Here is an 18,635-nt window from a genome sequence, read left to right on the forward strand (position 1 = left end):
GTGAGCTGTCCAGGAAAGTGGGGGGCTAACCTGTGTCGCTCACCGGCACCTGAAGACCAGACCAAGGAAGTCCGGTCGTCATCTCTCGCACCTTTATGAGGTAATAACGAGTGTACTGATATTTCGCCGAAAAAGTACCGCCGTTAGCTGGGATAACGCTGGGAATTCGTCCGTGGCAGGATGGAATCATGACCAACGTGACTAAACCAACGATTTCCTTCCTCGGCTGTGGCTCTATGAACGAGGCGATCCTCGGCGGTCTGCTCGCCGGTGGCATGTCACCGGAGCGGGTGACGGCGACCGTCAGGAGTGCCGAACGTGCGGCCGGGCTGCGCCGCGTGCACGGCATTACCGTGTTGGCGACCGCTGAGGACTCTGACGCCAACCGCACTGCAGCCGCGGGGGCCGACGTCGTCATCATGGGGGTCAAACCGGTCGGAACGATCGCCCTGGCCCGGGAAATCGGTCCAGCGCTGCGGCCGACGACGACGGTCATCAGCGTTGCGGCAGCCATTTCCCTGGCGATGCTCGAAGCTGCGCTTCCCGAGGGTCAGCCGGTGATCCGTTCGATGCCCAACACCCCATCCCGGCTGGGCAGGGGAGTGCTCTCCATCTCGGCCGGTAGCCACGCGGACGCCTCACTTATGACGCAGGCGCGGGACATTCTCGGCTCCGCGGGTACCGTCGTCGATATCCCTGAGGACCAGGTGGATGCGTTGTCAGCCGTCAGCGGCTCGGGCCCGGCCTATGTGTTTTATCTGGCGGAGGCTATGGCCGCCGCGGGTGTGGAACTGGGGCTTGACCCAGGGCTGGCGAAAATCCTGGCCACAGAAACGGTGGCCGGCGCCGGGTTCATGCTCGCGGAGCGGGATGCGGACCCCACCGCCCTGCGGCGAGCCGTCACCAGCCCCAACGGCACCACCGAGCAGGCCATCGCGACATTCGACCGGTTGGATCTGCCGGCCATCATTGCCGCCGGAGCCCGGGCCGCCAGCAACCGTGCCCAGACCATCACCGAGGAGCTGGACTCCTAGCAGGCCCACGCCCCGGGCCTAAGGGCGGGCAGCGAACCGTTCCAGCAGGTCAACGTGGCCCGAAACGATCAACATGTCCCGGCTGCTCACCTTGGTGTCTGGCCGGGCGTAGGTGAAGTCCTCTCCTGGCGACTTCACGCCGACAACGGTGACGCCGTACTTGGACCGCACCGCCGATTCGCCCAGCGTGAAACCCTGGGTTTCCTTCGGCGGGTACATCTTGACGATCGCGAAACCGTCGTCGAACTCGATGAAGTCGAGCATCCGCCCGCCGACCAGGTGAGCTGCACGCACACCGGCGTCGGCCTCGGGGTAGATGACGTGGTTAGCGCCAATGCGTTTGAGGATCTTGCCGTGCGCCGGGGTGATCGCCTTGACCCACAGATGGTCGATACCGAGGTCCACGAGGTTGGCGGTGATCAGCACGCTCGATTCGATCGAGGTGCCAACGCCGACGACGGCGGCGCTGAACTCCTGCGCGCCGAGCTGGCGGAGGGCATCGATGTTGGTGGCGTCTGCCTCAACGACGTGGGTGAGCACCCCCGACCACTTCTGGACAAGCTGGGTGTCGCGTTCGATCGCCAGAACCTCACGGCCTTGCTTGACCAGCTGGTCGGCCGTCGCTGAACCGAAGCGGCCCAAGCCGATCACCAGTACCGGTGCGTTATGTGCTGGTCTCTCAGCCAATGATCGGCCTCTCTTCAGGGTAGTGGTACAAGGTGCTGCGCTGCCGGAGGGCCAGTGCAGATGCCAGGGTGATGGTTCCCATGCGGCCGGCAAACATCAGTGCGGACAGGACGTATTTTCCTTCCGGCGGCAATTCAGCACTGAGGTTGGTGCTGAGCCCGCAGGTGGCGAACGCTGAAATCACTTCGAACAGCACCCGGTTAAGGTCCTCCTCGGTCATCCACAGCAGAACCCCCGTGGCAACGAGGACCAGGGTCGCGCCCATAAAGATCACTGAGATGGCCACCCGCATGACGCCTTCGGGAATCTTACGCCCGTAGGCCTTCACATCCGAGTTGCCGCGTGCCTCGGCCACGATGGCGAGGAACATGACGGCGATCGTCGTGACCTTGATGCCGCCAGCGGTGGAAGCGGACCCGCCACCCGCAAACATGAGTGCATCGGTCAGCAACATGGTGGCCGACCCCATTTCGGCCTGGTCCACCAGGTTGAACCCGCCCGATCTGGTCATCACTGAGGCGAACAGGGCATGGATCACCTTGTCGCTGTTGCTGAATCCGCCGATGGTCCGGCTGTTGGACCATTCCATTGCGCCCCAGGCAATTGCCCCGGCTACCAGCAGGATCAGCGAGACGTTGACGGTCAGCTTGGTGTGCAGGCTCCATTTACGGACCCTGAGACGGTACTGGATGAGGACCAGGATGACGGGAAAGCCGAGGCTGCCCAGAAACACGCCGATCATGATGGGTATCAGAATGAAAAGATCGGTCTCGTAGGGGACCAGGCCATCCGAGTGCGGCGTGAACCCTGCGTTGTTGAAAGCGGAAATCGAATAGAACACCCCATGCCATACGGCGAGCCAGAACGGTTCTCCAAGCACCATGAATCGGGGGATCAGCATCAGGGCGAGCACAATCTCCACGACCACCGATGTGGTGATCACGATGCGCAGCAGTGTTCCCACCTCGCCGAGGCGGGAGGCGTTGTTCAGCGCGGACTGGGCTAGCAGCTTCCCACGCACACCGAGCCGCTTGCTCACCATCAGCGCGAGCAGCGATGCGAGAGTGAGGGTGCCCAGGCCGCCGACGAAGATGGCGATCAGGATCACCAGTTGCCCGAAGAAGGACCAATAGGCGGCGGTTGAAACCACTGTCAGACCGACCACGCAAACCGCCGAAACCGCGGTGAACAGGGCATCGTGCAGCGGAGCGGCGACACCGTCGCTGGAAGCGACCGGCAAGCTGAGGAGCACGGTGAAGATGAGGATGACGCTAAAAAAGATGATCAGGGCGACGCGAGCGGGGGAGCTGTTGGCCACTCCATCGATGAAATCCCGGATGCGAGCCAGCACCCTCAGGTATACGCTCTGCTCTTCCCGCAGCCAGGATGGCTGTGATCTTGCCATTGCGCTCGCTTTGCCCCGGTTCCGCGGTCTCGACTTCGGATGGATCGCTCCAAATGCCCTCCGAGTAGTAAACCACTTTCATCGGGCCAGCGTGTCCAAGCGCCCACTAAATCACGTAGCCTGTGAGTGATGAGTAGCGAATCCGCGTCGTTCCCCACCAGTGTTGTCTGGGACGAATCCATGCTGGCGTACAACTTCGGTCCCACGCATCCGATGAACCCACAGCGGCTGGCCCTTACGGCGCGCCTCGCTTCGGACCTGGGTTTGTTCGACCGGGATGGGGTGACGGTCGCTGAACCATTCGTGGCGACCGACGGGGAGTTGGGAACCGTTCACAGTTCCCACTACATCACCGCTGTGCGGACTGCTGATACCAATCCGGATCAGGCCGATCAGGCACTGGGTCTGGGAACGGCAGACAACCCGGCGTTCCCGGGAATGCACGATGCGAGCGCACGTCTGGTCGGCGGGTCGCTGGCTGCCGCCGACGCTGTGTTGTCCGGGCGGACAGTGCATGCGGTGAATTTCGGCGGCGGCATGCACCACGCGAGCCGGTCGATGGCCAGTGGATTCTGCATCTACAACGACGCCGCCGCGGCGATCCAACGCCTGCTCGACGCTGGCACACAGCGGGTCCTGTATATCGACGTTGACGCCCACCATGGGGACGGCACGCAGAACATTTTCTACGATGACGCACGTGTCATGACCATCTCCCTTCACGAAACGGGGATGAGCCTGTTCCCCGGGACCGGGTTCGCCAATGAAACGGGCGGCGTAGGGGCGGAGGGCTATGCGGTGAACGTGGCGCTTCCGACTCTCGCCGGGGATGGTGGCCTGCTCCGGGCCTTCCACTCGGTGGTCCCGCCACTCGCCGAAGCTTTCCAACCGGAGGTCATTCTGAGCCAGCACGGTTGTGACAGCCATGTGGACGACCCGCTGACCAATCTCAGGATCAGTATCGATGCGCAGCGCGAGATGGCAGTCAGCATCCGTGACCTCGCGTCCCGCATCTGTGAGGGACGGTGGATTGCCACGGGGGGAGGCGGATACAACGTCACCAGTGTCGTCCCCCGGGCATGGTCCACTCTGATTGCCGTTGCTGCCGGGGCGCCGATAGGGCCCAAGACCGCGGTCCCGGAATCGTGGCGTTCCTATGTGCTTGAGCACTACGGTGCCGAGGTGCCGCTGTTAATGGGTGACGGCGCCGACACCTGGTGGCGGTCCTGGGAAGTTGGCTACGACCCGAACGATGACCTTGACCGCACCGTGATGGCCACCCGTAAGGCGGTTTTCCCGCTCCACGGACTTGATCCATGGTTCGACTAGCACCGATTGCGTATATGTCGTTAGGGTAATGGAATGGTAATCGAGGATGTGTTCGCAGTCGTGGCTGAAGGTACCCGCCGCGAGATTCTCGGGTCGTTACGCGCCGGAGACAAAGCGGTCGGTGAGCTGGTGGTCGAGCTCGAGGTCAGCCAGCCCACGGTATCAAAGCACCTGAAAGTCCTGCGTGAAGCGGGCCTGGTCTCAATGCGTGCGCAGGGGCAGCGCCGCTTCTACTCCCTGAACCCGGCTCCGCTGCGCGAAATAGAGTTATGGCTCGGATCGTTTGACCTTCCGGCCCAGCCATCGATAGCCCCTGAACTGGCGGTCGTTCCGCCTCGCCACTCGGGAGTCCTCGCAGCAGCCGTTGATCCAGCGGCCGATCCAGCCATCGACCCTGCCGGGCAGCAGGCCTTCGGCCGGACAGTCGGTCGTGCGGGCCAGCGGGCAGCCGACCTCTTCGCGCAGTTGCCGAAGCTGCGTCGACGCCGCGACTAACCGGTTGGTGGTGCGCCAGGATGATAGCGCGGCAGCACTTTCACTTTAGCCACAGCAGCCACTACAGTATGAGGCAGCGGTAAACCTTCGAATTGCAAGACGGCACGCCGTGTGACTGCCAAGTGGTTAGTCTCAGATTGCACACGTTGGGGGTGCAGACCTCAGTGTAAGGAGCAATGTGGGATGGTAGACGCGAGCAATTTCTCAGACGTCAAATTTCTGACCGTCGCCGAAGTGGCCGACATGATGAGAGTTTCCAAGATGACCGTGTACCGCCTGGTTCACGCAGGCGAGATGCCGGCTGTGCGCTTTGGCCGTTCCTACCGGGTCCCAGAATCGGCTGTTGAACAGTTCGTTCGGGGTGCGGCGGTGGAGGGTCAGCCCGAAACCGGATAGCCCAACGGGGCCGGTCGGGGCCGCGGCTAATTAGCGGTACCCTGTTAAGGAGCGTTTTACGCGCTATCGGCTGTGCGCCTTAGGGCGAGAAGGCCGATCCGCGTAGGTAGTTGCGTTATTGTCAGCATCCGATCGTCGTGCCCACCCGGGCCGTGTATCGGAAACCGAAGATCAGTTTGTGAGGACTTTATGGGTTCAGTAATTAAGAAGCGCCGCAAGCGTATGGCCAAGAAGAAGCACCGCAAGCTGCTTCGCAAGACTCGTCACCAGCGTCGCAACAAAAAGTAAAAACAGTTTCATCGTTGGGCCTGCCACCTCTGTGGCGGGCCCAACGGCGTTAACGGGGGCTGGTCAGTTTCCGCGCATCCGGGTGAAGCCACGCCAGAGCCCGTACACGGCGCCCGCCCCGGTGGCTGCTTTGAGTCCAAGGGTCGCGGCCCGGCGGCCGCTGCGGAAATCGTAGATCGGCCAGTTATTGTCCCGTGCATGATGCCGGAGTTTGCGGTCCGGGTTGATCGCCACCGGATGCCCCACGATAGTCAGGAGGGGAATGTCGTTGTAGGAGTCGCTGTAACCCCAGCACCGTTGCAGGTTCAGTCCCTCTTTCTCGGCGAGAGCACGCACTGCAACGGCTTTTGCAGGACCATGCAGGAACTCGCCCACCAGCTTCCCGGTATACAGACCGTCAGCGACCTCGCCAACAGTGCCGAGTGCGCCGGTGAGTCCGAGGCGGTTGGCGATCACGCTCGCCACTTCCACGGGAGTGCCGGTGACCAGCCATACCCGGCGACCCGATTTCAGGTGTTGCTCGGCCAAAGCGCGAGCGCCGGGCCAAATCTTGGACGCGATCATCTCGTCGTAGACTTCCTCGCCGAGCGCTTTGACGTCCTCGTGCGCGATCCCGATCGCGAAGGCCAGAGCCGCGTCGCGTACAGAGTTGATGTCGGTCATATTTTCGCCGCGCATCACGAACCGGAGCTGTTTCCAGGCCAAGCCGCTGGCGAACCTCAGGGTGAACGCTTTCCGCTGATACATTTTCCGGGCCACATGGAACAGACTCGCGCCCCGCATCATCGTGTTGTCGACGTCGAAAAAGGCGGCGTCCCCTCCCGGGCCGGGAAGGGTGGCGGCTACCCCTGGAACGGTACGCAGGGGCCCGGTACTGGCAGCGGACATAGTGTGAGTCTAAATCAATTGCGTCGCGGCGTGCGGCCCGATACCGAGCCGCACCGGATGAGGCGGTAGCTTGGATGACATGGTTTCTCCTCCCCGGCCGGAAATGCCGACAGACGGTGCGGTGAGCCCCGTCGTCGAGCTGTTGACGAAGCCCGATTGCCACCTGTGCGCTGCTGCGCGGGCGGTGGTTGCTGCGGTCTGCGAAGAGCTGGGAGTGCCCTGGCACGAATTGTCGACAGTTGATGCACCCGACCTGTTGGAGCGGTTCGCCGAGGAAATCCCTGTCCTGCTTATCGACGGGGTACAGCGAGATTTCTGGAAGATCGATGAGGCGCGCCTGCGGAGGCTGCTGACCCAGTGATCGGCCGGGAAGCCAGCTTTGTGTCGCGGGCGCCGCACCCTAAGGTGAAGATACTCACGGTGTCGGCCGGTCCGGCGTCGTGCAGACCTGCCGTACGGCGGCTGGCGGACAGCAGACGGAGTGATAGAGAGTGACGACGCCTGAACTACCAGAGCTACACCTGTCAGGGGCTGGCACTGCCGCACGGCAGATCCCGTCAGCGTCGCTGACGCGCCTGACCGTCTATCTGCGGGCACTCACCTCGTTGCTGGCGGAAGGCACCGAGCGGGTGTCCTCTGACCGGCTGGCTGAAGCGGCCGGCGTCAATTCGCCCATCCTGCGCAAAGACCTGTCCTATCTGGGGTCCTATGGCACCCGGGGTGTCGGCTACGACGTGCAATACCTGAACCGGCAGATCTCGGCGGCGCTCGGCCTGACACTCGACTGGCGGGTCGCCATCATCGGCGCGGGCAACCTGGGGCGCGCGCTGGCTGGTTACTCCGGTTTCGAATCCAGGGGATTCGAGATTGTTTCGCTGTTCGACGCCGACCAGTTGGTTGTTGGAGCGGAGGTGGGCTGGCTACGGGTGAGCCCAATCACCGACCTGGAACAGGTCCTGGAACGGACCCGGGCCAACATGGCGGTACTCGCGGTTCCCGCAGCAGTGGCACAGTCACTGTGCGACCGGTTGGTTGATGCAGGAATCACCAGCATCCTGAGCTTTGCGCCGGTAGTGCTGCAGGTGCCTGAAAGTGTCCAGCTCCGGAAGGTGGACATGGCCACCGAACTGCAGATTCTTGCCTACCACGCACAACGGGCGCAGGAACCGGACCTTGCTGCCGACACCCGCACCCGTTCGGCGCAGTAGGTTGTGCAGGCGCTTTGAGCGCCTGGAGTGAGGGCCTAGAACTGGCCCGGAACGATCTGCTTCTGGAAGTACGGGCGGGCCGGCTTCAGGAAGGTCATGACGACGCCAGCAACGCCGAGCAGCGTGACGATGATGGTGAGAACGGTTTCCAGCGGACCCGGAGTCATGAGTTCCTGCCCCTGCAGCATCTCGTTACCTTCGAGCATCGAAGCGGACAGCAGTCCGAACAGGTAGGACAGGACGGAGAGGGCAGCCAACACGGTGGCTGTGATCCTGGCCCAGTTATGTCCCTTGCGGATGAAGATCGCGAGGAGAATGTAGACGCCCGTGAGCACCGTTGCAAACACCAGCACGAGCGCGGTGGCGATCCCGGCGCCCGCCCCTGACACGGGGGTAGTCATCACGCTCAGGATGCTGGCGAGGAAATTGAGCACGCCGGCGGCGATGATCAGCCAGAAGGCCCGCTCCACCTCGTTCGGCGCAGGGCCCTTCTCGGTGACCGACACCTGGTTCATATTCCCCGGGTAGCTGTAGCCGGAGGGTTGCGCATTCTGGTAGCCGTAAGGGGCTGGCTGTCCGTCGGTGGGGTTCTGTCCGACGGATGGCTGCTGTGCTCCCGCGTTATCGCGTGGTGGCAGGTCCTGGCCGGGATGGGGGTCATTGGGAGGTGTGCTCATTGCCGTTTCCTCTTCACTTGAGACTGGTTGATACAGACCCTGTGGGGCCACATAGCCAACCCTAGCGCGGAGCTTTGTGCAGCCGGGGGATTAAACAACAGCGGCTGCCGAACTCCAGAACGGAGTGCGGCAGCCGCTGGCTGGGGAGGTCTACTTGGCTGGAGCTACGAACGCTGCATCAAGGTTGATGGTGACTTTGTCGCCGACCAGAACGCCGCCGGCTTCGAGGGCGGCATTCCAGGTCAGGCCAAAGTCCTTGCGGGAAATGACGGTCTGACCGGAGAACCCGGCGCGGGTTGCGCCGAAGGGGTCAACTGCCACCCCGTTGAATTCGGTTTCGAAGACCACCGGGAGGGTTACGTCGCGGATCGTCAGGTTGCCTGAGAGCTGGTAGGTCTCGCCGGAACCTTCGATGGAGGTCGACTCGAAAATCATTTCGGGAAAACGCTCGACGTCGAGAAAGTCCTCGCCGCGGACGTGGCCGTCGCGGTTGGCGTCGTTGGAGTTGAAGGAAGCAGTCTTGATGGTCGCGGTGACCTTGGAGTCACTGAGTGAGGACCCGACATGAAGTGCTGCGTCGACGGTGTCGAAGTTGCCGCGTACCTTGCTGATGCCAGCGTGGCGCACGGTGAAGCCGACCTCGCTGTGTGAGCCGTCGAGGGTCCAGGTGCCGTTGTTCAGTCCTGTAGGAATTGCCATGGTGGATCTCCTGATGATGGTGCGGTCTGGGTTATGGGTAGGTGGCAGCCGGAAGGCCGTCACCTATAATAAACATGCATTTGCATCGATTATTCCCGAAGTTAGTTAAATGTTCAAATGAATCTGCGCCGGATCGGCTTCGGCGGATTTAGCTGACCGACCGAACTCTGAGAAACTGGTCCTATGTCCCTAGCTACTGTCCACCTCGTCCGTCATGGCGAGGTCCATAATCCAGAGCGTGTACTTTACGGGCGACTCCCGAATTTTCACCTCTCGGAGCTGGGCCAAAAGATGGCTCAGCGGGTTGCAGGTCACTTTGCGACCCGGGTTGCCGGCGGGGCGAGCGTTGTCCGGTTGGTAGTGTCCCCACTGACCCGGGCGCAGGAAACTGCCGCTCCGATTGCCGAACGGCTCGGCCTTGAAATTGTGACGGACGACAGGGTTATTGAGGCCTACAGCCGATTTGAGGGCATGTCCCAGGTGGCCCAGCAGTTGCGGAACCCCCGGCACTGGCCGTTGCTGGCCAACCCATTCCGGCCATCCTGGGGTGAGCCGTACAGCCAGCAGGTGGAGCGCATGATGGCCGCAGTGGGTGATGCCCGGCGGGCCGCCGTCGCGCTCGCTGAAGCAAATGGGTCGGCGGGTCCAGCCGAAGTAATCCTGGTGGGCCACCAACTGCCCATCTGGGTGTCCCGCCTTGCCGCGGAGAACCGGCGGCTATGGCACGATCCCCGAGATCGCGAGTGCACGTTGAGCTCGATCACGTCCCTGGACTTCGACGGCGGGCGCCTGATTGGGGTGCGCTACGAAGAGCCAAGCGCGGACCTCCTGCCCGGTGCGGCAAACCTGCCGGGAGCATAATAGTATTACTACACGTTGTAGAACTGTGGAAGAAGCTGTGAAAAACTCTGACCGATCCGCCCGGCGCCCGAAAAGGCTCGGGACAGCACTGGCTATTGGGCTGTCCGCCGCGATTGCCCTTTCGGCGTGTGCCGCTGACGATCCGTTGGCTCAGCAGGCGGCCGTGGGTGACAACAAGAACTACATTGCCGGCGACGGCTCGGTCACCGAGTATGCCGTGGGCGACCGGGGTGAACCTGTCACGCTTACCGGCACGAAATACGATGGCACCGTCGTCGACTCGGCGGACTGGGTGGGGGATGTGACGGTGGTGAACTTCTGGTACGCGGCCTGTGCGCCCTGCCGCGAGGAAGCACCGGACCTGGTGGCGCTGCACGACGAGTACCAGTCGGCGGGGGCCCGGTTCTACGGGGTCAACATCCGGGACACGGAGAAGACCGCCGAGGCTTTTGAACGGAGCTTCGAGATTCCCTACCCGAGTCTCGATGATCAGGACGGCGGGGTGCTGCTGGCGATGACCAGCTATGTTCCCCCTCAGGCAGTGCCCACCACGCTGGTGATCGACAAGGAAGGTCGGGTGTCAGCGCGGATTCTCGGGCTCGCCGACAAGACCACGCTCGGGGCTCTCATCGAAACAGCACTGGCCGAGTAACTGACAGTGAATCTTCCCCTCCACCTGAGTGCCGTCGTCGGCGGCTCCCTTCCGCTTGCCCCCAGCAACGCCTTCGCCGATACGGTGCTGAACGGCTCAATGCTGCTTGCCCTGCCGGTTGCACTCCTTGCCGGTCTGGTGTCCTTCGCATCGCCCTGTGTCCTCCCGCTGGTGCCCGGCTATCTGGGCTATGTCACGGGACTGACCGGTGTCGACCTTGAGCAGCAGAAGCGCGGTCGGATGCTGACCGGGATCGCCCTGTTTGTGTTCGGATTCTCGGTGGTCTTCATGGCGTACGGTGCCCTGTTTGGCCAGCTGGGAGCCTGGATGGTTGGTTCCGAAAGCTGGCTCATCCCCGTCATGGGACTGGTGGTGGTGCTGATGGGACTCATCTTCATGGGTGGATTCTCCTGGTTCCAAACCGAAAAGAAGTTGCAGACCAGGGTGCCTACCGGGCTGTGGGGGGCGCCGCTGCTCGGCCTGACGTTCGGGTTGGGCTGGGCCCCGTGCATCGGCCCCACTCTCTCTGCTGTGCAGTTGCTCGCGTTCTCCAACGACGACGCCAGCGCGGCGAAGGGCGCAGCACTGACCTTCGTGTATTGCCTGGGTCTGGGCCTTCCCTTCCTGCTGATTGCTCTCGGCGTGCGACGTGGAATGGGAGCGATGGCCTTCTTCAGGAAACACCGGCTGTCCCTGCAACGGTTCGGCGGCGGGATGCTGGTGGTCGTCGGCTTGCTCATGGCTACCGGGGTCTGGACCCTGTGGATCAATGAACTGCAGAACTGGCTTGGCGGGGTGACCCTCCCCATCTAATGACAACTGATCCCAACGAAAGGGGGCAGACAATGACCCCCGACACTCCCGAAGGCGGAAAGCCCGACGTCGCGCTGCCAGCGCTCGGCTTCCGCGGCAGCCTCCGCTGGGGCTGGACCCAACTGACCAGCATGCGCACAGCCCTGTTCCTGCTGCTCCTGCTTGCTGTCGCCGCCGTGCCGGGGTCCCTGTTCCCGCAGCGCCCGGCAAACCCCGCAGTAGTCACCCAGTACATCCAGGACAACCCCGACACCGGGCCGATCCTTGACTGGTTCCAGCTGTTCGACGTCTACTCCTCGGTCTGGTTCTCGGCCATTTATCTGCTGCTGTTCATTTCCCTGATCGGCTGTGTCATCCCGCGCACGCTGGTTCATGGCCGCGCGATGAGGTCGAAGCCGCCCCGGACGCCCCGGAAACTATCCCGGATGCCGATCTACGGCACCCTCGTGCTGCCCGCCGGAGCGCAAGCCCATGGCTCCCGGCTCACCGCGGCGTCCGCGGCCGCCGACGCCGCAGCCTTGCTGAAGAAGCGCGGTTACCGGGTGGACCTCCGGGACGCAGAATCGGCTCAGCCCTCGGTTGGAGCCGAACGCGGCTTCCTCAAGGAGGTCGGCAACCTCGTCTTCCACTTCTCCCTTATCGGTGTTCTGGTGTCAGTCGCCGTCGGCGGCCTGTTTGGCTACAGCGGGCAGAAGATCATTGTTGAAGGTGACAGCTTCGTGAATACCCTGGTTGGTTACGACGCGTTCACCCCCGGGGCCAATTTCAGCGCCGGCCAGCTTGAACCGTATTCGCTGCGACTGGACAATTTCGACGTCCAGTTCGACCGGCAGGAAACTCACTACGGCCAGCCGCTCGACTTCACCGCCAACGTCACCACCAAGGATGGGCCGGAGGCCGACGAGGTCGAGCAGGTCCTGAAGGTCAACTCGCCCCTGAAGATCGGCGGCACGGGTGTCTACCTGGTCGGTAACGGGTACGCGCCGATAGTGACGGTCCGTGACGGCAACGGAGACATTGCCATGCAGGGCCCGGTTGTCACCATCCCGCAGGATGGGCTCTTCACCTCCCTCATCGTGATCAAGGCTCCCGACGCCGCCCCGGACCAGTTGGGGTTTGTCGGCTTCTTCCTTCCCACCGCTTTTGTCGGCGAGGACGGCGTCGCCTTCTCCCGCGACCCGGATCCGTTCAACCCCCAGCTCAACCTCAACTCCTACTACGGCGATCTTGGCCTCGACGACGGCGAACCGCGCAGCGTTTACGTGCTCGACACCGAGGACCTGACGGAGCTCAACAGCCGCACCAGTGACGAAGGCGGAATCGTCCTCGGCGCTGGCCAGACTTATGACCTGCCGGATGGCAGGGGGTCCGTCTCCTTTGACGGCTTGGACCGCTACATTGCGGTCGACATCCGCCACGATCCGGGCCAGCTGGGAGCCTTGGTTTTCTCCTCCCTGGCACTTGCGGGTCTAAGCGCGTCACTGTTCATCGGACGCCGCCGGGTCTGGGTGCGCACCGGCACCCACGAGGACGGTCGCACCATGGTCGAGTATGGGCTGCTGGCCCGCGGCGAAGACCACCGCCTGACCGGCGAGGGCGCCGCAATCGAAAAAGCGCTCCGCGCGCAGTGGCTGGTGGATGAGCCGACCAAGGAGCAAGATGGATTCACCAAGCCATCAGGCAATGGCGAAACCACCACTTACGCGGCAGACAGTACGGCCACCGAACACGCATCACACCAGGTAGGAAACGGTAAGGACAGCTAATGCAAACAATCAACCAGGCTCTGGGTGAGTTCAGCGAGCGTTTCATGCTGCTCGCGGCCCTGACCTACACGGTCGCTTTCATTGTCTTCACGCTTGACCTGGTGAAGAGCAGCAAGCGAATCCGGGCGGTCGAGGAAAACCTCGCCGCTGCGCAGGAAGCTGACCAGATGGCGCTGGTGGGCGCAGACCGGAGCAGCCGCCCAGGCGTCCGTGCCGGTTCAGCTGGCGTTGCCGGTGACGCCACCGCCGATGACACTATGGACTACGCGGGTCGACGGAAACTCGCGAGAATCGCCGTCGTGCTGACGGTGATTGCGGCACTGATCCACGCCGCCGGTGTCATCTCACGGGGCCTTGCGACGAACCGGGTGCCCTGGGGCAACATGTACGAGTTCTGCACCACCGGAGCGCTCGTCGTAGTGGTGGTCTTCCTGCTGGTCCTGATCCGTAAGGACCTTCGTTTCCTCGGGACCTTCGTCGTCGGCCTCACCCTGGTGATGCTGTGCGCGGCGACGATCGGTTTCTTCACACCGGCAGGCAACGTGGTTCCCGCCCTGCAGAGCTACTGGCTCGTCATCCACGTATCGGTCGCGGTGGTGTCTTCTGCACTGTTCACCCTGACGTTCGCCATGTCGGTGTTGCAGCTTATTCAGACCAGCCGGATCCGCAGGCTCGCCGCCGGGGGTACCGACCGCGCCCCGTTCATGCGCCTGGTCCCGTCGGCGCTCAGCCTGGAGAACCTGTCCTACCGGATCAACGCCGTCGCCTTCGTGATGTGGACCTTCACCCTGATGGCCGGCGCAATCTGGGCGGAAGAGGCCTGGGGCCGGTACTGGGGCTGGGATGTCAAGGAAGTGTGGACCTTCGTCATCTGGGTGGTATTCGCGGGCTATCTGCACGCACGGGCCACCCGCGGCTGGACCGGAACCCGCGCAGCCTGGCTCTGCATCATCGGGTACCTGTGCATCGTCTTCAACTTCACGATCGTGAACATCTACTTCTCGGGCCTGCACAGCTACGCCTAGACCGGGTCCGCAAGGTCGCAACCAGACAAAAAGTGCAGCTACGCCCACGGCGTGGCTGCACTTTTTTGTGTGCCGTCGGTCGTTGCGGGGCCGGTGTGGTGAGCACCCTGGACTGGGGCGAGACCTGGAGTGGTGAGCAACCTGGGCCAGCGGGGTCAACCTGGAAATCGGTGGGGGGACATGCCCTGTATGTTGCCCTCGAATGTCTTGATTCCTGACCGATCCGGTCCTGACGCCGGTCGCTCGCCGTCGCAGGCTGGTCCCGACGCTGGTCCCGACGCTGGTCCCGACGCCGGTCGCTCGCCGTCGCAGGCTGGTCCCGACGCTGGTCCCGACGCCGGTCGCTCGCCGGTTGCGAGCCGACCGCGGGGCTGCTGGGCGTGCCGGGACGGGTGTCAGGCGGTCTGGCTGCCCGGTTCGGAGTCGGTGTCGCCGTCGTTCTTCTGCTTGTCTTCGCGGGCCTTCTTCTCCTGCGCCGCGCGGAGTTCCTGCTCCTTACGGCGCAGCTCCTTCTCGCGGGCGTCCTGCCGACGCTTCGCCTCAAGGTTCCGAAGGAACTGAGGGTCGTCATCCGGGGCGGTGGGATGCCTGGGCGCGGGGCGGGACCGTCCACGGGGGCTGGTGGGGCGGGAGCGACCGAACAGGAACCAGAGCCCTGCCCCGAGCAGCGGAACCAGGACGATCGTCACGATCCACGCGGGTTTGGAAAGGCTGCGCACCGAGTGCGCCTTGGTCATGATGCAGTCGATCAGTGCGTAGACGATGACGGCAACTGCAACGAGGATAAGAAACAACAACAGGCGAGGCATCTATCAATTGTAGGCGAGTAAACTTGATGAGTGCCCTTCTTCAAATTCACTGCCCTACGCCTCGGCCTCGTCGTGGTTTTCTTCGTCATTTCCTACTGGCTCGGCCTTGGCGCCATCTTCTCCGCGGTTGTCGCGGCGATTCTGGCCTGGTGCGTGACCTACCTGTTCTTCCGGGAAATGCGTGACGCCGCATCGGCGTCGTTGCAACGCCGGTTCAGGGACGGTGCGCCACCGCAGCGCAACCTTTCCGAGCTCGACGACGCCGCCGCCGAGGACGCCTACGACCCCAACGCCACGATCAACGCAGACCGCAAACCCCGCCCCTGAGCGAAGCCGCCACCGGGCGCCTGCCGGGTAGATACGTCCGCTGGCTCTGTGGGCTGTGCGGCGCTGCAGCGAGGCCAGCAGGAGTAGCTAGCCCAGCACAGCAGCTAGCCCAGCACAGCAGGTAGCCCAACACAGCGGTCAAGCCAGCGCAGCGGTCAGGACCACTCCGGCCCCGAAAAGCACACTGAACCCGAGATTGATCAGTCCGGTCATCTTGAGGACCGGGATCAAGCTTCGGCGTTTTTTGCCCTTGAGCATCAGCCAGCTCGGCATCAGGCAAGCGGGGATGAGCAATAGCACCAGGAGCACCCACGGGTAGTCGTAGACCAGGAACAGGGGCAGCAGGAGTGCCACGGCGAGCATCATCACGTAGGTGATCCGTGCTGCGGTATCGCCCAGCCGGACGGCGAGCGTGATTTTCCCGGCTTCACGGTCTGTCGGGATGTCCCGAACGTTGTTGGCCATCAGGAGTGCCATGGCAATGATTCCGGTGCTGATGGCGCCGATCCAGGCCACAGCGCTCAGCTGGCCCGCCTGCGTGTAGGTGGTTCCGAGCGTCGCGACCAGACCGAAGAACACAAACACGAACACATCGCCCAGCCCCATGTACCCGTATGGGTTGCGTCCGCCGGTATAGCCCCAGGCAGCAGCCACGCAGCCCACTCCCACCAGCAGCAGGAACCAGGTCTGCGAAAGCACAATCAGGCTCGTCCCAGCGACCATGGCCAGGGCAAAGCAGGCAAAGGCAGCCCACTTCACCTGCCCGGGACGGGCGGCGCCGGAACCGGTGAGACGCAGGGGGCCCACCCGATCGGCGTCGGTACCTCTGACGCCGTCGGAGTAGTCATTGGCGTAGTTGACGCCGATCTGCAGCATCACAGCGACCAGTGCGGCCAGCAGGGCGTTGACCGGTTTGAAGGCGCCAAGGTCGAACGCTGCAGCGCAACCCACGATGACCGGGGCAATCGCCATGGGGAGGGTTCGCGGGCGGGCGCCCTCAAGCCATTGTGCGGCAGTAGCCACAATGCAATCCTTTTCGTCGGGGAAGTAGGGGGAGTAGTGGGTTACGCGCTGGCGCGTTCGAGCAGAGCCCGAACCGCCAGCCGGTCGGGTTTACCGTTGGGCAGGAGGGGAAGCGACCCGAGGGTCAGAATGATCCGGGGCGCCGCGTGCGACCCGAGGGCCGTCTTCGCGTGTTGGCGCACCTCATCCGGGTTCACGTGGCCGACGACGACGGCGGCCACCTCAGTGCCCCACTCGGCGCTTTCGATGCCCAGCACCAGTGCTTCCTGAACGCCCGGGAACCCTTCGATCGCTGACGCGACGGCTCCGGCTGAGACCTTCAATCCACCGGTGACAAGCACATCGTCCACCCGCCCGGTAAGGCTCAGCACACCATCGGTGATGGCACCGGCGTCGTCGGTCTTGAACCAGCGGCGGCCGGAATTGAACTGGAACCGGTCGGCGCTGAGCTCGGGTTGCCCCAGGTAGCCATCGGCGAGCACCGGTCCGCTGATCCACAGCCGGCCATCCTCGGAGAGGAGGTCCACGCCTTCCAGCGGGACGCCGTCGTACACGCAACCGCCGCAGGTTTCACTCATGCCGTACGTGAGCACCAGGTTCAGTCCGTGTTTGCGCGCTTCGCTGCGGAGGGTTTCGGACGCTGGGGCGCCGCCCAGCAGGATGGCGTTGAACCGGCGCAGCACCTGGAGCGTTTCAGGACGTGGGTCCTGGAGCAGGCGGTGCAGCTGGGTGGGGACCAGCGACGTGAACCGGACCTTGTCGGTCAGTTCGCCGGCGGCCGCAGTGAAAGCCTCCGCGCTGAACGGGGCGGAGAGGTCCATCGCCCAGGGCCGGGTGCCGGCGTAGAGCGACCGGACCAGCACCTGAAAGCCCGCCACATAGTGCACGGGCAGGGTGAGGAGCCACTGGCCCTCAGCCTTCAGCGCAAGGGCGGTCCCCATCGCCGAAGCGGCGAGCGCATCGACGCTGAGCATCGTCTGCTTCGGGACGCCGGTCGAACCCGAAGTGCTGAGCACGGCGGCGATCTCGTCGTTCGACAGTTCACCGTCGAAGCGCTGGTCCGGGTCGGCATGGGGCGCGACGGCGGGGCCTTCACCGGCCAGCGCAGCGGCCAGTGGGGTGAGGAGGGCATGAGGGTCAGCCTCGGGCGGGGTGTGGATCGGTAACAGTTCCATGATTGGCCTAGAAATAGTAGGGGTAAGCGGACCAGTCGGGTGCCCGCTTTTCCAGGAAGGCTTCCTTACCCTCGACCGCTTCGTTGGTCATATACGCCATCCGGGTCGCTTCGCCAGCGAAGACCTGCTGGCCCGCGAGGCCGTCGTCGGCCAGATTGAACGCGAATTTGAGCATGCGGATCGCCTGCGGGCTTTGCCGGGCAATGTCCGCTGCGTACTGCAGTGCCGTGTTCTCCAGTTCGTGGTGGTCCACGGCCTCGTTGACCGCGCCCATCGCGACCATCTCTTCGGCTGAGTACTCCCGGGCGAGGAAGAAGATCTCGCGAGCCTTCTTCTGCCCGATCTGGCGGGCCAACAGCGCCGAGCCATAACCGGCGTCGAAACTTCCCACCGTGGCATCGGTTTGCTTGAACTTGCCGTGCTCGCGGGAGGCGATGGTCAGGTCAGCCACCACATGCAGACTGTGCCCGCCGCCAGCCGCCCACCCATTGACGACGGCGATGACCACCTTCGGCATGGTCCGCATCAGCCGCTGCACCTCAAGAATGTGGAGCCGGCCGGCCCGTGCGGGATCGACGCTTTCACTGGTCTCGCCGTCGGCGTACCGGTATCCGTCGCGGCCGCGAATCCGCTGGTCGCCGCCCGAGCAGAACGAGTGGCCGCCGTCCTTCGGGGATGGCCCGTTGCCGGTGAGCAGTACGGTGGCGACATCGGAGGTCATTCGCGCATGGTCCATCGTCCGGTACAGCTCATCGACGGTCCCGGGGCGGAACGCGTTGCGCACCTCGGGCCGGTTGAAGGCGATCCTCACCGTTGGCAGGTCTTTGACCTCCCCGCCGGGGCCCCGTTCGACCTGTCGGTGGTACGTGATGTCCTCGAGATCGCCGAACCCGGAGACGAGTCGCCAGCGGGCAGGGTCGAAGAGGTCAGAAACCTGTGGGGGAAGGTCGATAGTCACTCATCGAGTCTAGCTTTGTGCCGAGCGGTTGGCATGAAGAGGGTCCGCCGTTGGCCAGCGGTCTCGTTATCCCGGGGCCCTAGCGTATTTTTTCGGTGTTTGGTTAGCTAAGCCAATGCT

The 18,635-nt window shown here is 63.6% G+C and carries 22 protein-coding genes; 13 read left to right on the top strand and 9 right to left on the bottom strand.

Going from position 1 to position 18,635, the window contains the following annotated elements:
* Positions 1-188: 188 nt before the first annotated feature.
* Positions 189-1,034, top strand: a complete 846-nt coding sequence (gene proC / locus ACX80Z_RS04835) for a pyrroline-5-carboxylate reductase (RefSeq protein WP_459315073.1) — start codon at positions 189-191, stop codon at positions 1,032-1,034.
* Positions 1,035-1,052: 18 nt separating this feature from the next.
* Here proC and ACX80Z_RS04840 read toward each other — a convergent pair whose 3' ends face one another.
* Both ACX80Z_RS04840 and ACX80Z_RS04845 read right to left on the bottom strand, forming a co-directional pair.
* Complete coding sequence (locus ACX80Z_RS04840) at positions 1,053-1,721, bottom strand: potassium channel family protein (protein WP_019483177.1); 669 nt, start codon at positions 1,719-1,721, stop codon at positions 1,053-1,055.
* The gene (locus tag ACX80Z_RS04845; protein WP_459315075.1) at positions 1,714-3,126 is read right to left on the bottom strand and encodes a TrkH family potassium uptake protein; all 1,413 of its coding nucleotides are present in this window, start codon (positions 3,124-3,126) and stop codon (positions 1,714-1,716) included. Before ACX80Z_RS04845 ends, ACX80Z_RS04840 begins: the two co-directional genes overlap by 8 nt.
* Positions 3,127-3,255: 129 nt before the next feature.
* Between ACX80Z_RS04845 and ACX80Z_RS04850 the strand changes: the two genes are divergently transcribed.
* From ACX80Z_RS04850 to ACX80Z_RS04865, 4 genes are all read left to right on the top strand, one after another.
* The gene (locus ACX80Z_RS04850) at positions 3,256-4,455 is read left to right on the top strand and encodes an acetoin utilization protein AcuC (RefSeq protein ID WP_459315076.1); all 1,200 of its coding nucleotides are present in this window, start codon (positions 3,256-3,258) and stop codon (positions 4,453-4,455) included.
* A gap of 33 nt (positions 4,456-4,488) precedes the next feature.
* The gene (locus tag ACX80Z_RS04855) at positions 4,489-4,950 is read left to right on the top strand and encodes an ArsR/SmtB family transcription factor (protein ID WP_019483180.1); all 462 of its coding nucleotides are present in this window, start codon (positions 4,489-4,491) and stop codon (positions 4,948-4,950) included.
* Between the two features lie 183 nt (positions 4,951-5,133).
* A complete protein-coding gene (locus ACX80Z_RS04860) occupies positions 5,134-5,346 on the top strand; it encodes a helix-turn-helix domain-containing protein (protein ID WP_019483181.1) in 213 nt (70 codons plus the stop codon).
* 189 nt (positions 5,347-5,535) lie between these two features.
* On the top strand, positions 5,536-5,634 hold the full coding sequence (locus ACX80Z_RS04865; protein WP_003792170.1) for a 30S ribosomal protein bS22: 99 nt from the start codon (positions 5,536-5,538) through the stop codon (positions 5,632-5,634).
* Between the two features lie 63 nt (positions 5,635-5,697).
* Here the strand turns inward: ACX80Z_RS04865 and ACX80Z_RS04870 are convergent, their stop codons facing one another.
* Positions 5,698-6,522, bottom strand: a complete 825-nt coding sequence (locus ACX80Z_RS04870) for an HAD family hydrolase (protein ID WP_019483182.1) — start codon at positions 6,520-6,522, stop codon at positions 5,698-5,700.
* A 79-nt stretch (positions 6,523-6,601) separates the two neighbouring features.
* Here ACX80Z_RS04870 and ACX80Z_RS04875 point away from each other — a divergent pair, with 79 nt between their 5' ends.
* Positions 6,602-6,883, top strand: coding sequence for a glutaredoxin family protein (locus ACX80Z_RS04875; protein ID WP_237715298.1), 282 nt, complete (start codon positions 6,602-6,604; stop codon positions 6,881-6,883).
* 130 nt (positions 6,884-7,013) lie between these two features.
* Positions 7,014-7,730, top strand: a complete 717-nt coding sequence (locus ACX80Z_RS04880; RefSeq protein WP_459315077.1) for a redox-sensing transcriptional repressor Rex — start codon at positions 7,014-7,016, stop codon at positions 7,728-7,730.
* A gap of 35 nt (positions 7,731-7,765) precedes the next feature.
* On the opposite strand, the gene ACX80Z_RS04885 is transcribed toward ACX80Z_RS04880, so the two are convergent.
* Together ACX80Z_RS04885 and ACX80Z_RS04890 are read right to left on the bottom strand one after the other, a co-directional pair.
* On the bottom strand, positions 7,766-8,407 hold the full coding sequence (locus tag ACX80Z_RS04885) for a hypothetical protein (protein ID WP_459315078.1): 642 nt from the start codon (positions 8,405-8,407) through the stop codon (positions 7,766-7,768).
* Between the two features lie 150 nt (positions 8,408-8,557).
* Entirely contained in the window at positions 8,558-9,106 is a 549-nt protein-coding gene (locus ACX80Z_RS04890) for a YceI family protein (protein ID WP_459315079.1), read from the bottom strand.
* A gap of 183 nt (positions 9,107-9,289) precedes the next feature.
* On the opposite strand from ACX80Z_RS04890, the gene ACX80Z_RS04895 reads away from it, so the two are divergent.
* From ACX80Z_RS04895 to ccsB, 5 genes are all read left to right on the top strand, one after another.
* The gene (locus tag ACX80Z_RS04895; RefSeq protein ID WP_459315080.1) at positions 9,290-9,967 is read left to right on the top strand and encodes a histidine phosphatase family protein; all 678 of its coding nucleotides are present in this window, start codon (positions 9,290-9,292) and stop codon (positions 9,965-9,967) included.
* A gap of 37 nt (positions 9,968-10,004) precedes the next feature.
* Positions 10,005-10,619 (top strand): TlpA family protein disulfide reductase, encoded by a 615-nt coding sequence (locus tag ACX80Z_RS04900; protein ID WP_019483188.1) that lies wholly within the window; start codon positions 10,005-10,007, stop codon positions 10,617-10,619.
* Positions 10,620-10,718: 99 nt separating this feature from the next.
* Positions 10,719-11,432 carry a cytochrome c biogenesis CcdA family protein gene (locus tag ACX80Z_RS04905; protein ID WP_050994964.1) on the top strand — a complete coding sequence of 238 codons (714 nt, stop codon included), beginning with the start codon at positions 10,719-10,721 and terminating at the stop codon, positions 11,430-11,432.
* 32 nt (positions 11,433-11,464) lie between these two features.
* A complete protein-coding gene (gene resB / locus ACX80Z_RS04910) occupies positions 11,465-13,198 on the top strand; it encodes a cytochrome c biogenesis protein ResB (RefSeq protein WP_459315081.1) in 1,734 nt (577 codons plus the stop codon).
* Positions 13,198-14,223 (top strand): c-type cytochrome biogenesis protein CcsB, encoded by a 1,026-nt coding sequence (ccsB, locus tag ACX80Z_RS04915; RefSeq protein WP_019483191.1) that lies wholly within the window; start codon positions 13,198-13,200, stop codon positions 14,221-14,223. The genes resB and ccsB overlap by 1 nt, the downstream gene beginning before the upstream one ends.
* 395 nt (positions 14,224-14,618) lie before the next feature.
* Here the strand turns inward: ccsB and ACX80Z_RS04920 are convergent, their stop codons facing one another.
* Positions 14,619-15,032: a PLD nuclease N-terminal domain-containing protein gene (locus ACX80Z_RS04920; RefSeq protein WP_019483192.1), complete on the bottom strand. Its 414-nt coding sequence runs from the start codon at positions 15,030-15,032 to the stop codon at positions 14,619-14,621.
* Positions 15,033-15,062: 30 nt separating this feature from the next.
* Here ACX80Z_RS04920 and ACX80Z_RS04925 point away from each other — a divergent pair, with 30 nt between their 5' ends.
* Complete coding sequence (locus ACX80Z_RS04925; protein ID WP_019483193.1) at positions 15,063-15,359, top strand: DUF4229 domain-containing protein; 297 nt, start codon at positions 15,063-15,065, stop codon at positions 15,357-15,359.
* A gap of 138 nt (positions 15,360-15,497) precedes the next feature.
* On the opposite strand, the gene ACX80Z_RS04930 is transcribed toward ACX80Z_RS04925, so the two are convergent.
* From ACX80Z_RS04930 to ACX80Z_RS04940, 3 genes are read right to left on the bottom strand one after another with little or no spacing between them, the layout of a single operon-like run.
* On the bottom strand, positions 15,498-16,382 hold the full coding sequence (locus ACX80Z_RS04930; RefSeq protein WP_459315082.1) for a 1,4-dihydroxy-2-naphthoate polyprenyltransferase: 885 nt from the start codon (positions 16,380-16,382) through the stop codon (positions 15,498-15,500).
* Positions 16,383-16,423: 41 nt separating this feature from the next.
* Positions 16,424-17,557 (bottom strand): AMP-binding protein, encoded by a 1,134-nt coding sequence (locus ACX80Z_RS04935; protein WP_019483195.1) that lies wholly within the window; start codon positions 17,555-17,557, stop codon positions 16,424-16,426.
* A gap of 7 nt (positions 17,558-17,564) precedes the next feature.
* Complete coding sequence (locus ACX80Z_RS04940) at positions 17,565-18,515, bottom strand: 1,4-dihydroxy-2-naphthoyl-CoA synthase (protein WP_459315083.1); 951 nt, start codon at positions 18,513-18,515, stop codon at positions 17,565-17,567.
* Positions 18,516-18,635 lie beyond the last annotated feature (120 nt).

The sequence above is a fragment of the Arthrobacter sp. TMT4-20 genome (genome assembly GCF_054510775.1).